This is a genomic window from Pseudaestuariivita atlantica, assembly GCF_001205715.1.
Lineage (GTDB): Bacteria > Pseudomonadota > Alphaproteobacteria > Rhodobacterales > Rhodobacteraceae > Pseudaestuariivita > Pseudaestuariivita atlantica.
The window spans coordinates 16,297-29,163 of the sequence record NZ_AQQZ01000018.1 but is presented as its reverse complement, the minus strand read 5'-3'; the positions used below and the strand labels follow the sequence as shown (position 1 = coordinate 29,163).

Sequence of the window (12,867 nt, the reverse complement as noted above, 5' to 3'; positions counted from 1 at the left end):
CGTGAAGACGGTCGTGATGTCGATGGCATCGAAAAACGCCTGCATGTGCGGGATGGGCTCGGACGGCGGATGCTCGGGCGCGGGCTCCGGGTCTGGGAAGAAGCTGTCGGGCAGGCCATCGATCTGGCAGGCATTGAACACGCGGTAGGATTTCTGGAAGCGGAAGATGCGGGCTTCCTCGGAGCGATCATCGCCATCGCTGCGGTCGTCCTCGCCGCCCGCGTCTTTCCGGCTTTGGCCGTAATAGACGACGACAGAGGATTTCTCGCCCTTGCGGACCTTTGCGTCCAACGCATTGGCCTGAGGCAGAGTCATCCAGAAGGGAGAGCTGTGGCCCGCCATCACGGTCCGCATCGTCAGCAGGAAGTTGTTCACCCCCTGGTAGGGTTCGCCGCCCACGCGCAGGGGGCGTGAGCTGCCGCCTGCGGTCCAGGGCTTGCGCCACGGCAGGACGCCGCGCTCGATGATGCGGATGATTTCGTTTGTGATGACCTCGGAGGCATCGAATTTGGGCGTGGGGGATCGGGCCATGGCTGGCCTCCTTTCGAATGTTTGTGAGAGGGAGTGGTGATCAGATTGACTGACGGGGCCGCGGATCGTTGACGATCCTCGCGCCGAGCCGCTCGACCGTGTCGATGTAGGTGGTCAGCGAGACGCACCTGCCGGCACCTGAAAGGTCAGGATCGACAGATCTGTCCCGCGCCACCCGCGGCAAGTTCGCGAATGCGATAACATCGGTGACGGGTCGGATATCGATGAACGGGGTCCCTCGTGCGACCGCAAGAGCGGCCAAGGGAAAGCGCTCGATCGGCGCGAAACTCGACACGGTGGTCCAACCGAGATGGAGGAATGTCCCACCGTCTCCGCAGATCACATGCGCATTTGGCAATGACGCGGCCTGCTTGAGATAGCCGAGATCGCGGAGAACGGCCGTCCGCTCGAGCTGCCGTGCCAGCTCCGTCTCGCCGGTTCGGCGCAGCTCTCTGTGCCGCCACCACGAGGCAGCGGTCGCGCGCAGCACGCGCAAGACACCTGTTTGCATGGGAATGCCCTTCATCCGGAACGGCAGACCGGAACCCGGCCCGGACCCGTCCGAGGCACCCCAAAGGCCCTCATCCGTCAGTCACAAAACCCGAAGTCCACTTTCCCTTTTCACCAGCCAACTGGTCCCGGGTAACTGCCGAGGGTCCGACAACACCGCGGATCCCAGTGACTGCATGCAGTAAGTGCCGGTTCCGGTCCAAGATCGGCAAGCCATATCGGCAACTCCGGTCCGACTGCTGCAGTCTTTCTCATATTATTAATAATTTATCTGACGTTCTCGATCGGCAAGAGCGCTCCAACGGCGACTTCTCAAGCCCAAAAATCAGGATTTCCGGCGTTCAGTGTAATGCAGCGTTGCGGATTAGAATGGGAAACGAAGTCACAGCACCTCCTGACAGCTTGAAATTCAGCAATGTTGCCGCTATATACCGTCAGTATCACTGTAGGAGCATAGATCATGCACATCACGAACTTTGCTGAAGCCGGGCAATTCGAACCGCGCAAGATCGCCGCGGTACTACGCACATCAGCAGAAGAGATCGCATTGACCGTCGGCTTGGGCAAGGACGCGCTGCAGAGGCGAGCCCGCATCGGTTCGGACAAGACGCAGCGCCGCCTGCGCGAATTGGTAGAGGTGCTGAACAAAGTCGAACCCCGCTTCGGCTCGGAATTGATGGCCTATGCATGGTACCGGTCAGAGCCCCTGCCCGGCTTTGATGGCCGAACAGCCATGCAGCTGGTTCAGGAAGGCAAAGCTCAGCAAGTTCTTGAATACATCGATGCGGTCGATGCGGGCGTCTTTGCCTGATGCCCCTGAAAGATGGACGCTACGCAGGGCCGCTCTATCGCGCCCTGAACCCGGTGTATGCGCGTGAACCTCTGTCCGGACGAGGCGCCGAACTCTATGGAGGGCGCTTTAATGCCAAGGGCACCCCTGCCCTCTACACCTCGCTGGATCCCGCGACCGCTCTTAGAGAAGCCAACCAGGTAGGCAGCCTGCAACCCACGATCCTCGTGTCCTACAAAGCCGACCTTGGGCCTATTTTCGATACCCGCGATCAGGACAGGCTCGAACGGTATGGTGTGACGGAGGCGATGCTTGCCGACCCTGCATGGCGCATGAAGATGCTCGATGGCCAACCTGTGCCGACACAGGATTTAGCACGCGCCCTCATAGCAGATCGGTTTGGGGGTCTTCTGATCCAGAGTTTTGCGAAGGGTGCATCGTCATCGGACTTCAACATCGTCCTGTGGGCCTGGACTGACAATAAAGGTTCTTTGGAAGTGGTGGATGACGAAGAGCGGCTGTCACGCATGTGAGTTGTGAGACTTGGTGCCTGATCTGTCCACCGCGGTGGACATCAGCGGGTCGGAGGAACACGGATTGACCGTGCGTTATCGCCCTAGTGTAATTTGGCTCGGTCGCTTTGATGCACGTGGAGAGCGCGCGCGTCATTGGACTGGTTGCGGGCCAGACGTCCACCGCGGTGGACACTAAGCGGTTTGCATAGCAGGTTTGGACAGACGCTTGATCAAAACCACTGGATCAAACTGGTCTCGACGTTGACCCAAGGTGATACTGCGAAAATACGCTCCAAAGTCCCTGATGCGTTGTCCAAGTTGTAGCATGATGAAGATCGCGCATGACGCTTTCTGAGCTCCTACTGCATTCTTGGCTTTCTCGAATGTATCTGGGTGAATCCCCATCATGGGTGCAAGAATTCGAGCATGGTTTTCAATGTCCAACCAGTTTCTAAGCCTCTCTGTGGAGAACGATGTCGCTTGATCGCAAACTGAGGTTAGCAAGTCTGGTTTCAGAGCTTCATTGCCTATGTTGCTATCTAAATCTTTTTTTTCTTCTTCGGACTTAGATTGGTGCCGGACAGTTTGTCCGTCATTGGCGGGCAATTCCACAGTTTCTGGTGGGTCATTTGGTGTATTCAAACTCCGGCATTCTCTGTCCGTTTCAGCGAGCAGCGCGAGGTATTCGGGCAGGCTCAGCTTCCTGCGTAGAGCTCTCCGTGCGTGGTTGATGAATGTGTTGTTGGGATCATGCTCTTCCAAATGGGCGAGCTTTGTAAGGATCTGTTTGCGGACAAATATCCGATCCCGCCGGTTATTTTCCATCTCATGTGCGATGGCGATAAGCTCGCTCGCACGTTGGAGGAGGGGGGTTAGAGACAGTCCATAGCTGATGCATTCCCCGCTGGACGAGCGAACGCGGTAGCGCTTTCGGTTCGAGCTGTCATTGCGTTTGATGAACCCGAGTTCGACGAAGCGGTTGATGTGTCTGCGGAGTGTCCGTTCGTCGATTCCGCCGACGCGCTGGCAAATCGAGTCGTTGGACGCGAAAACCGTTTCGCCGTGGCCGGGCTTCAAGAAACTGAGCATGGCTTGAAGTGTTTGGATATGGCCTGGACGCAGACCGAATACGCTACGTGCATCTCTCAGTGCCCTGAAGATGGTCCAGATGTCGGTTTCAGCCGCAGAAATTGAGCCGCGTGATGCATCAGCACCAGCGGTTCTGATCGATAGTTTTGTAAATGCCATGGTTTGTTCACGACGACCGTCCGGCCCACAACTTCCCAGTCTCTTCCCGAGATTTCGCTCAGAAAAAGGCAATAAAAATCGGTCCACCGAATCGGTGACTCTTGACCGGTTTGCTGGAGGTTGCTACATCATGAGTGCTAATCGAATGATGAGGGCTCTCCAGGGGAAACTTTGGGGGGCTCTTTTCTTTCTGGTCTTCGCTTTTCTCCTCTGCTCGCGTTACTCTGTGTGGCTCGGGGCTCAGGACCCAGAGCCACTCTCATTCCGCCACTGTTCGAAGAGCTGCAAAAGCGTTGCCTCCGCACGCTCTTCGATCCATTGGCCGAATTCTGGGTTGTCCTTCTTGGCGATCTTGATAGCGATCGTTTTCTGATCGACTGTCAGCGTTCCCACAGAGCTACCGTCCGCATCTTTGACGACGGACGTTAGGCTGCCGTTGGCTTGCTTCTCATCGCTACGCGCCTTGTTCGAGCAAGCCGAGTAGACTGCCTGAAACTTTTCCGCGCTTGGAGTGTCGTCGGGCAGGGCGGCAATTACCTCTTTGGCCGTGTTCACCAGATCTATCTTTTTCGAGAAAGCAGCCAGGTCACCCCATTGCCGTCGTCCGATGCCATGTGCCGGCCCGATCAGCTGTACAAGCCCTTCTGGCAGTTGCTCTATGACGACGCGATGGTTGGACACGCCCTGCCGTGTCAAGCCGAGAGCATCCTGGATGACGTTTGGCTTGTAACCCGATTCCTGCATCTCTTTGATAAAAAGAGATTTCTCAATGAAAGACGGGTCTAGTCGTAGGTTATTCTCTTGGCCCTGTGCGATCAGAGATGCGTCGTCATCCAAGGTCCGAACGATCGCCTTGACCGTTCCGCCGACCATGCGGATCGCTGCTAGCCTGCGTCGTCCGTAGATGATGCGGTATCTGTCCGGTTGCGCTGATGGACGGACCATAATTGGTACTTGTTGCCCATGCTTGCGAATGCTTTCGGCCAACTCATCAATACTGGAATCCTCCAGCACCAACCGATCGCGCAGCCCGTCCATGTCAATCTGATCGGGCTCGATGTCCCGAATGGAATTCGCGGTGATCTCGCGCAAAGAGTCGCGCAAACCGCCAACAGATCCTGGCAGTTTTGCCGCTTTTGTCGGGGTAGGGGAGGGGGCCGCGCTCTCCTTCTCGTCCTTTGGAGGCTGATTGAAGATATTTCGGGCCATCAGCGACGCCCCCATGCCATTTGGATTGTTTGTTCCAACTCATCTCCAACGCCATTCACGCTGGTCAGAGCGCGATCAATCGTTTTTCTAATGAATTGGCTCGGATCAACTTCGTAGACGGTTTGCTGGGTCATACCGGCGTCCGAGATTGCTGTAGATTTCAGCATTGGCTCAGTCATGACCTGTCCGGCCAAGATCGATCTCAGGTAGCCCGCCATCTGGGTCTGAGGCCCGTCCGACGGCTCGTATCTCGTGATCAAGAACTTTACGAAGTCCCATGTAACGCGCCTGCCAATGGCTTCTTCGACAGCCTTTACCGTTTCCGAAGCAAGTTTCAGGAACTGGCTCATTGAAGCAATGTCGAGCATGCCAGGCACGACCGTTACTAGGAGTCCCGTCGAGGCTGCCAACGCCGTTAGGGTCAGAAAGCCAAGTTGAGGTGGGCAGTCGATCAGAACGATGTCGTAATTCGCCTCTACTTCCTCAAGCGCTAAGGCAAGACGCTCCGCAAATATGGGTTGCACCCGGCGGGCGAGGGCGTTTGCCGTCTCAGTTTCGTATTCCGAGAGCATCAGGCCCGCTGGGACCATATCGAGCTTATGGAAGTAGGTTTTTTGGATGACGGCTGAGAGCGGAACTTGTTCCTCATATCTCAGGGCATCATAGATTGTGCCGCCTTCGGCGAACTCGAGCTCTGGCCGAAAGCCGAAAAAGGTGGTCAAACTTGCCTGCGGATCGAGATCCAAGACCAACACTCGGTAACCTCGCAAAGCATACCGTTGTGCAAGATGGATCGTTGCTGTTGTTTTTGACGATCCGCCTTTGAAATTGACGACAGATATCACCTGGAGACGATCGCCTTCACGTCGACCGGGGCGGTAGCTTTCTGCGTTCTTTCCGGTGCGCCCCAGAATGTCGCGCAGCTTATCGATCTCTTGGGCTGTGTAGAACCGGTGTCCGCGGTTGTCTGTATGAACTTCCGGGAAGCTGCCGTCCTTGTGCCGGTTGCGCAGGTTAGATGTGCTAACGCGCAGGAGGCTGGCAACTTCGGTAGAACTGAATCGGCGCAGGGACTTTCGTTCTTCGGGCTCGAAAGCGATCTTCATCTGGCGATCCAAAGATTCAGCCAGATTGTCGGCAAATGCTCCGATGTCGGAAGAGCCTATGCCTTGCGCGTATCCAACGTTACGATCATCCATGTCCTGCCGCCCACTCTCGGCCTCTGTTGAGGCTCTTGGTCATTCTGACGGTGTACAGCGCGACTGACGCGTTTTACCGTCAGAATGGGAATGCCACGATCAAGTGAGTCCGGCAAGAAGAATCTAGATGTAGTGTGAAAGTTATCCACAGCACCAATACGTACAGTCACATCAAGATAACTGCAAGTTGTTGATTTTATGGTGATAAATCCAAAAGACCGTGCTTCAAGCCATTCATGGGGATTGTTTGGATGGTATTGGCTAAACCCATGCAACCAATGGCACAATTGACCTTCTGACGGTGTTTAGAGCGATAGATTCAGCTGTTTGAGCCTCTGCTAGTTACAGTTGGGAGTGAGCCGATTCTGATGAAATTAGGCCAAGCCGCTCCGCTCGTTCGAGCAACATTTTGACCGAAGACGGCTGCCAGCTGGCACGACCTCGAGGGGTCCGTTCGCGCATCGACTCTAGCCGATCGCAGATCGCCTGCAGCGTGATTTCGGGGTCCGCGCCTTTGATCGCTGCGACGATGGCCGGCAGGCGGTCATCGGTTTCGCGGCGTCCGGCGCGGCCAAGCACCTCGGCAGGAAGGAACCCGTCGCGCACATATGCCTTCACAGCGCGGAGCAGTCGGCCTTGTGTCCAATGGTGATCTGGGGGCAGGGGGGCATTGATAATTCGCAGCACGTCTTCCCAAGCCATATCGGGGCGCAGGCGGCGCACATGAGGCACCCAATCCTGCGCGGTCTCGTTCAGGCGTTCCATATAGCCGTCCTGCCGTGCCAGCCGCACCTTGCGCAGCGCGGCGGGATCCTTGGCGCGTAGCCCTGGGTTGCCGCCTACGCGCCCTTTGGCGCGCGCAGAGGCAAGCCCGGCCTTTGTGCGCTCGCGGATCAGAGCGCGTTCGAACTCAGCCGCAGCGCCCAGAACCTGCAACGTGAACTTGCCCTGGGGCGAGGCAGTGTCGATCGGGTCCTGGAGCGAGCGGAAGAACGCCCCCTTTCCCTCCAGTCTTTCGATCACCTCCAGCAAGTGCGACAGAGATCGCGCAAGCCGGTCGATCCGCACAACGACCAGCGTATCGCCGCTCTGGACGCGTTCGAACACGCGTGCCAGCACCGGTCGCGCGCGATTGCCGCCCGAGGCGTGCTCTTCAAAGATCTCGGCGCATCCCGCAGACTGCAGGGCCTCAGACTGGGGCAGGGGGGTCTGATCCTCTGTGGAAACACGGGCGTAGCCTATCAGGGGCATGAAAACGGGCCGTTTGCAATTTTATGTATCATCAATAAACGACCGTTTGTAAACGGATGCAAGGATGCTCTCTGTGGCCTGGTTCAGCGGAAAGCCCTTGGTTTCCATAGGCTGAGCGCGATGTGAGAGCCCTCGCCGACCATCGCCCGCGCGTACCATATAAAGAGCGTGGTCGCACTCTGACAAAACCCTTTAGTAAAGTGCAAAATTCTAGTATTTTGCACATATGAAGCCTCAAGCGCCTACATTACATGATGATTTTGATGCTCTCTTCCTCGACGCTGAAGAGGTGGGACAGTCGTCAGAGGAGGATCTTTGGTTCCTGCCCGGTCCGATGGAAGAAGAGCCGGATTATCTGCCACCCGGACCACGGACCGAACCGCGTGAAACCGAGGTCCTTGATGACTGGCGGAAAGCAGAGGCGGGCCTCGCCGCGCGTCTTGCCAGTGTAGCTGGTCGCGTCGGCGCGCTGCACGACCGCCTGAAGCGCGGCCCCGAAGGATGGCGACACAGGCTTGCACTGATCGAGGCAGCTGACCTCAGCTGGTTTGTGGGTGATCGTATCGGCCCGGATCGCCTTGCTCTTTGGATATCCATGCGCCTATCAGGCGTTCAGGAGGACACCGCAGCACTCGCGCGTGTCGGATGGGCAGTTCGCCGTTTGAGCGGCGGGCCGGGGCCCGAGGTGGACCTTTCCGCCTTTCTCGACCGCCGCGACCCCGAGAACCTTGGTGATGATGCCGAACCTTTCATGAATCGTGCGAGCGGGTGGCTGGATCTGATGGCGAGAGCTGTCGATCTGCATCCGATCAGCCGCGCCTGCATGGGCTTCCACCTCTGGAACCTCGCGGGTCTCGGACAGCACGGAGACGGGATGGAGGCGGCAGTCACAGCCGCAAGGATTGCGGCCGGTGCGGGAAGGGGGGCGGTCTTTGTACCTCTGGCCATGGGCGGATCAGGGGGGCTGCGCGCTGGCGGCCCACCCGCTGACCGTCTGTCGCGTTGGCTCGATGGGATGATGATAGCATCCCTGAGCGCGATGCGGCACCTAGACGACATAGAGGCATGGGCTATGCGCGCAGACACCGAAATGGCGCCGCTCTCGGGCAAGACGCCACCTGCTCTTCGCGCTGTACTGATCGAGTGGCCACTCGTCTCTGCACCGATGACCGAGATCTTGACTGGCGCCAGCCGCGCCGCTGTTCAACGTAACCTTAGCTGGTTGGAAGCGCGGGGTCTGATCCGTGAGGTGACCGGGCAGGGGCGCTATCGGATGTGGCGCGCAACGATATAGTAGAGAAGCCTTTTCAGATTTAGCCCTTTGCTGACCCAGTTGGCGCGTGAACGTCTAGCATTGAAATCGCTATTCTATTCTCTGCTTCTCGCGGTTAAGTGAAAATTTAACCCTTGAACCTCTAGTGGCTAGACGTTTTAGCATGAAAGAAATTGATCTGACAGATCCAGCACCAAATTAGAAACTGCGCGGAGCACGATACATGCTGACAAGACGACACTTCATCCAGACGACTGCCGCATTGTTCTCGGCGTCTATCTCGAGTCCGCTCCTCGCTGACACCTGGCCCACTGAAGCGGAAAAGGCGGCTTGGGATGCACAGATTACACCGCCGGGCTATAACCCAGCCACATCAAACCCGTGGGGCCTGCACCCGCGCTTTCTGCCGCAGCGGGTTATAACTAAAGATGGTCTTGTGGCCGGTGACATCCATGTCGATGCTGTCGCGCGCTATCTTTACCATATCGAGGAAGGCGGCACGGCGATGCGCTATGGCGTAGCGATTGCTCGTGGCAAACTTTATGAGCCAGGCGTCTACACGATCAAGCGCAAGGTCAGGTGGCCGCATTGGCAGCCAACACAGAACATGATTGACCGCGACCCGGAGCTCTACGCCGACATCGCTGACGGTATGGAACCCGGACCTGAGAACGCGCTCGGGTCACGGGCGCTTTATCTCTATGTCGGGGACCGAGACACCTATCTGCGCATCCACGGTACACCACAGCCGCGAAGCATCGGCGGCCGAGCCAGTTCCGGTTGCGTCCGGATGGTCATGGCGCACATAAACGATCTGTATCCGAATGTGGAGATTGGCTCGACGGCGTTCCTATATTCGGCCGAGGACAGCGTGACTCCGCAGAGTTGACCCAAGCCGCGCCGTCAATCCGACGCTTGGACGCGTCAATCAGGATTGGCGCGCGACGCAGATGGGATTGCCGCCTGCCGATCGCAACGGGACCAAGGTCGTTTCCACCGGCCCACTATGGGCATACCAATAGCAATTATCTTCGGGACGTAGCCGTGCCGTGATGAGATCCTGGTCGGGTGCAGCGAGGGCTGCGACAGATTCTGGAACATTTCCGATCCTGAATGGATCGTTGTCTTCCTTAGAAGGCACCGCGCAGCCAGCCAGGGCCAATGTTGCAACCATGATCACCGCATATTTTTGAAGCATATCTATCTCACTCTTTGGCAGGTCAGCCGCGTCCTCAGACTTAGCGGCGCGTTTCAAGGTTCCGCAGGTCTGTGTCCTTATTTGACCAAGTTTCTGTTTTTGCTCTTGAAGCTCTAGTTACTGTAGGGGCTATCTCAATGTGGAATGAACGAATCCCGAGGTCAATCCCATGTCTTCCAATGGCCACCGCCACGACCACAAGCACAGCTCTGACTGCAGTCACGATCATGGTGATGATCACAAACATGCGAGCGTAGTTCCCCACTCTCATGGAAAAGGTGCTGCGTGCTGCGGTGCTGGAGCCAACACGGGACCGGCACAATCCATCCCCTCGAATGGGCGAAGTTTTCAAGTTTCCGGTCTAGATTGTGCCGAAGAGGTGGCAATCCTGAATAGGGTGGTCGGTCCAAAAGTCGGCGGGACTGAGCATCTGGCGTTCGATGTCATCAATGGTCGGATGACGATTCTGGATACCGCAGTCGGAATTTCGGACAACGAGGTTTCGCAACTGGTCGCGAGTACCGGCATGAGCACAAAACCGTGGGACGCCGACAACGCAGCAGAGGATCAGGCCGCGCATCTGGCACGTCAGAAGCGCTTTACCTCGTTGAGCGGCGGCTTCTGGGCGGCGGGATTCCTTTTTCACATTGTCGAGACCGGCATGGGCGGCGCGCTCGGGCTCTTTGCGGGGCATGGCGAGGTGCCTATGCCTATGGCGGAAGCAGGGATCTTCGCCGTCGCGATCCTCTTTGGGGTCTGGCTGGTTGCGCCCAAGGCATGGTCTTCGGCGCGGCGACTTTCGCCAGACATGAACCTACTGATGGTGGTGGCCGTTGCAGGAGCCATCGGGCTCGGCGAATTCTTCGAGGCCGCGACGGTCGCGTTTTTCTTCTCTTTGTCGCTCTATCTTGAGAGCTGGAGTGTCGGTCGCGCACGCAACGCGGTTTCATCTCTCCTCGACCTCGCGCCGCCTACGGCTCGGGTTCTTTACGACGACGGATCGGAAGCCGACGTTCCGGCCGCTGCCGTGGCAGTCAATGCAAGGTTTATCGTGCGCGGCGGCGACCGGATCCCTCTCGACGGTGAAGTCGTGGACGGGGCAGGGGCCGTCGATCAGGCTCCTATTACCGGCGAAAGCGCACTGGTGCCCAAGGAGCCCGGCGACGAGGTCTATGCCGGCACTATCAACGGCGAGGGCACACTGACGGTGCGGGCGACCAAAGCCGCCTCGGACACGGTGCTGGCGAAAATCATTCGCATGGTGGGCGATGCCCATGCCCGCCGCGCGCCGGTCGAACAGTGGGTGGCCAAGTTCGCGCGCATCTACACACCCATCGTGATGGCTTTGGCGATCGCCATCGCGCTGGTGCCGCCACTGCTGCTCGGCGGCGCCTGGGACTACTGGTTCTACAATGCTCTGGTCCTTCTGGTCATCGCATGTCCTTGCGCGCTGGTCATTTCTACGCCGGTCTCCATCGTGGCAGCGCTGACCGCGTCGGCACGGGCGGGGGTGCTCATCAAGGGCGGCGCCTATGTCGAGGCGCCGGGGCGGACCACGGCACTGGCGATGGACAAGACCGGGACGATCACCATGGGCGAGCCTGAGGTGGCGGCGGTTCACCCACTGGTCGGCGTTTCCGCACGCGATCTCATGGCGCTGGCAGCAAGCCTGGAGGCGCGGTCTTCACACCCGCTGGCACGCGCCATCCTCTCGCGCGCCGAAGCCGATGGTGTTTCCGTGTCTGCCGCAGAGGACACCCGTACCGTGCCCGGGCGCGGTCTGGAAGGACGCGCCGACGGGCGCGCTATCTGGCTCGGCTCGGATCGCTTCGCCGAAGAGAAGGGGTTCGGCAATGCCATTCCGGCGGATCTGCGGGATCGGATCGAAGGGGCAGGGAGCACCCTCGTTGCCGTGGGTGACGAGACCGGCGTGACCGGCGTACTGGAGCTTCGCGACCGCATCCGCCCAGATGCAAAGGGGATCGTTGCGCGTCTGCATGCGCAGGGTGTGAAGACCATCGTGATGTTGACGGGCGACAACGAACGCACCGCGCGCGCGGTGGCAGCCGAAGTCGGCATCGACGAGGTGCGCGCCGAACTTTTGCCAGAAGACAAGGTGACGGCCATTGAGGAACTCGTCGAAAGCCACGACATGGTGGCGATGATCGGCGACGGTGTGAATGACGCACCGGCCATGGCGCGGGCGCATTATGCCATCGCCATGGGCGCTGTCGGATCGGATGCCGCGATCGAGACGGCCGACATCGCGCTGATGACCGACGACATCGGCAAGGTACCCTGGCTTATCGGCCATTCGCGCCGTGCCATGACGATCATCCACCAGAATATCGGCATATCGCTGGCGACCAAGGCGCTGTTCGTCGGGCTGACCGCGTTCGGTATGGCCTCAATGTGGGGCGCCATTGCTGCGGATGTAGGCGTGTCTCTGCTGGTGGTCGCCAACGCACTTCGGCTCCTGAACGGCCATCAGGTTGAGGCCGGGCCTTCAGGCGGAGAACCGGTGGGCGAGCAGATGGCGAAAGGAGCACTGGCGCACGGTCATTGATCCGGCGGTTTCGGTAGAGTAACGTCTGACATCAACCAGACCTCGCAAAAGGGGCGTCGAGCAGTGATGAATACCAGAATTCCACGGCGGGTCTTGCTGTTGGGCGGATTGGCCACCTTCCTGTCTGGCTGTGCCAGCAAGTTCCGGTCCTACAACGGACCCGAAGTGACCCGGCTGCGTATATACAAGGCGCAGCGGCTGCTGGTTCTTGACGGAACGGATGATGTCTTGCGGACCTATCCCATCGGATTGGGCTTCGCGCCCGAAGGCCACAAGCAGTTCGAAGGAGACGGCCGCACGCCGGAGGGCTCCTATCTGATTGACCGGCGCAACCCGGACAGCCTCTTCCACCTCTCCATCGGCATTTCATTCCCGAACGAGGCCGATATCGCGTTTGCGAAGGCGCAAGGAAAATCGCCGGGCGGCAACATTTTCATCCACGGGGGGCCGCGCAAGGGGATCGACCCGATGAACAAGCGCGACTGGACCGCAGGCTGCATCTCCGTCACAGACCGGCAAATCGAGGATATCTACGCCATGGTCAGGGACGGAACCCCCATCGACATCTATGCCTGAT

General features: G+C 58.5%; 13 protein-coding genes. 6 read left to right on the top strand and 7 right to left on the bottom strand.

The genetic code is table 11. The features are described 5' to 3' along the window. Together ATO11_RS19565 and ATO11_RS19560 are read right to left on the bottom strand one after the other, a co-directional pair. On the bottom strand, positions 1-531 hold a 531-nt coding region (locus tag ATO11_RS19565; protein WP_134643176.1), incomplete at its 3' end, for an ArdC-like ssDNA-binding domain-containing protein. A gap of 40 nt (positions 532-571) precedes the next feature. Next, the gene (locus ATO11_RS19560) at positions 572-1,057 is read right to left on the bottom strand and encodes a hypothetical protein (RefSeq protein ID WP_050532601.1); all 486 of its coding nucleotides are present in this window, start codon (positions 1,055-1,057) and stop codon (positions 572-574) included. 444 nt (positions 1,058-1,501) lie between these two features. On the opposite strand from ATO11_RS19560, the gene ATO11_RS19555 reads away from it, so the two are divergent. Then, positions 1,502-1,852 carry an MbcA/ParS/Xre antitoxin family protein gene (locus ATO11_RS19555; RefSeq protein ID WP_027264271.1) on the top strand — a complete coding sequence of 117 codons (351 nt, stop codon included), beginning with the start codon at positions 1,502-1,504 and terminating at the stop codon, positions 1,850-1,852. Beyond that, positions 1,852-2,364, top strand: a complete 513-nt coding sequence (locus ATO11_RS19550) for an RES family NAD+ phosphorylase (RefSeq protein ID WP_050532600.1) — start codon at positions 1,852-1,854, stop codon at positions 2,362-2,364. The genes ATO11_RS19555 and ATO11_RS19550 overlap by 1 nt, the downstream gene beginning before the upstream one ends. Positions 2,365-2,538: 174 nt before the next feature. On the opposite strand, the gene repC is transcribed toward ATO11_RS19550, so the two are convergent. The 4 genes from repC to ATO11_RS19535 form a co-directional block, all read right to left on the bottom strand. Continuing rightward, positions 2,539-3,594 (bottom strand): plasmid replication protein RepC, encoded by a 1,056-nt coding sequence (repC, locus tag ATO11_RS21400; RefSeq protein WP_082176483.1) that lies wholly within the window; start codon positions 3,592-3,594, stop codon positions 2,539-2,541. A gap of 240 nt (positions 3,595-3,834) precedes the next feature. Further along, positions 3,835-4,803, bottom strand: a complete 969-nt coding sequence (gene repB, locus ATO11_RS19545) for a plasmid partitioning protein RepB (RefSeq protein ID WP_242601474.1) — start codon at positions 4,801-4,803, stop codon at positions 3,835-3,837. Beyond that, on the bottom strand, positions 4,803-6,002 hold the full coding sequence (gene repA, locus ATO11_RS19540; protein ID WP_043754158.1) for a plasmid partitioning protein RepA: 1,200 nt from the start codon (positions 6,000-6,002) through the stop codon (positions 4,803-4,805). The genes repB and repA overlap by 1 nt, the downstream gene beginning before the upstream one ends. Positions 6,003-6,344: 342 nt before the next feature. Beyond that, on the bottom strand, positions 6,345-7,253 hold the full coding sequence (locus ATO11_RS19535; protein ID WP_050532598.1) for a recombinase family protein: 909 nt from the start codon (positions 7,251-7,253) through the stop codon (positions 6,345-6,347). Positions 7,254-7,479: 226 nt separating this feature from the next. Here ATO11_RS19535 and ATO11_RS19530 point away from each other — a divergent pair, with 226 nt between their 5' ends. After that, positions 7,480-8,547: a hypothetical protein gene (locus ATO11_RS19530; RefSeq protein WP_050532597.1), complete on the top strand. Its 1,068-nt coding sequence runs from the start codon at positions 7,480-7,482 to the stop codon at positions 8,545-8,547. A gap of 202 nt (positions 8,548-8,749) precedes the next feature. Then, positions 8,750-9,415, top strand: coding sequence for a L,D-transpeptidase (locus ATO11_RS19525; protein WP_005613343.1), 666 nt, complete (start codon positions 8,750-8,752; stop codon positions 9,413-9,415). 39 nt (positions 9,416-9,454) lie between these two features. Here the strand turns inward: ATO11_RS19525 and ATO11_RS21395 are convergent, their stop codons facing one another. Next, positions 9,455-9,724 (bottom strand): hypothetical protein, encoded by a 270-nt coding sequence (locus ATO11_RS21395; protein WP_005613342.1) that lies wholly within the window; start codon positions 9,722-9,724, stop codon positions 9,455-9,457. A 169-nt stretch (positions 9,725-9,893) separates the two neighbouring features. On the opposite strand from ATO11_RS21395, the gene ATO11_RS19520 reads away from it, so the two are divergent. Together ATO11_RS19520 and ATO11_RS19515 are read left to right on the top strand one after the other, a co-directional pair. Further along, on the top strand, positions 9,894-12,290 hold the full coding sequence (locus ATO11_RS19520) for a heavy metal translocating P-type ATPase (protein WP_432760099.1): 2,397 nt from the start codon (positions 9,894-9,896) through the stop codon (positions 12,288-12,290). A 66-nt stretch (positions 12,291-12,356) separates the two neighbouring features. Further along, positions 12,357-12,866 (top strand): L,D-transpeptidase family protein, encoded by a 510-nt coding sequence (locus ATO11_RS19515; RefSeq protein ID WP_050532595.1) that lies wholly within the window; start codon positions 12,357-12,359, stop codon positions 12,864-12,866. Position 12,867 lies beyond the last annotated feature (1 nt).

Coding starts and splice junctions, on each gene's coding strand:
- repB (WP_242601474.1), bottom strand. CDS start 4,803: ATGGCCCGAAATATCTTCAATCAGCCTCCAAAGGACGAGAAGGAGAGC.
- repC (WP_082176483.1), bottom strand. CDS start 3,594: ATGGCATTTACAAAACTATCGATCAGAACCGCTGGTGCTGATGCATCA.
- ATO11_RS21395 (WP_005613342.1), bottom strand. CDS start 9,724: ATGCTTCAAAAATATGCGGTGATCATGGTTGCAACATTGGCCCTGGCT.
- ATO11_RS19525 (WP_005613343.1), top strand. CDS start 8,750: ATGCTGACAAGACGACACTTCATCCAGACGACTGCCGCATTGTTCTCG.
- ATO11_RS19520 (WP_432760099.1), top strand. CDS start 9,894: ATGTCTTCCAATGGCCACCGCCACGACCACAAGCACAGCTCTGACTGC.
- ATO11_RS19515 (WP_050532595.1), top strand. CDS start 12,357: ATGAATACCAGAATTCCACGGCGGGTCTTGCTGTTGGGCGGATTGGCC.
- ATO11_RS19555 (WP_027264271.1), top strand. CDS start 1,502: ATGCACATCACGAACTTTGCTGAAGCCGGGCAATTCGAACCGCGCAAG.
- ATO11_RS19560 (WP_050532601.1), bottom strand. CDS start 1,057: ATGAAGGGCATTCCCATGCAAACAGGTGTCTTGCGCGTGCTGCGCGCG.
- ATO11_RS19535 (WP_050532598.1), bottom strand. CDS start 7,253: ATGCCCCTGATAGGCTACGCCCGTGTTTCCACAGAGGATCAGACCCCC.
- repA (WP_043754158.1), bottom strand. CDS start 6,002: ATGGATGATCGTAACGTTGGATACGCGCAAGGCATAGGCTCTTCCGAC.
- ATO11_RS19530 (WP_050532597.1), top strand. CDS start 7,480: ATGAAGCCTCAAGCGCCTACATTACATGATGATTTTGATGCTCTCTTC.
- ATO11_RS19550 (WP_050532600.1), top strand. CDS start 1,852: ATGCCCCTGAAAGATGGACGCTACGCAGGGCCGCTCTATCGCGCCCTG.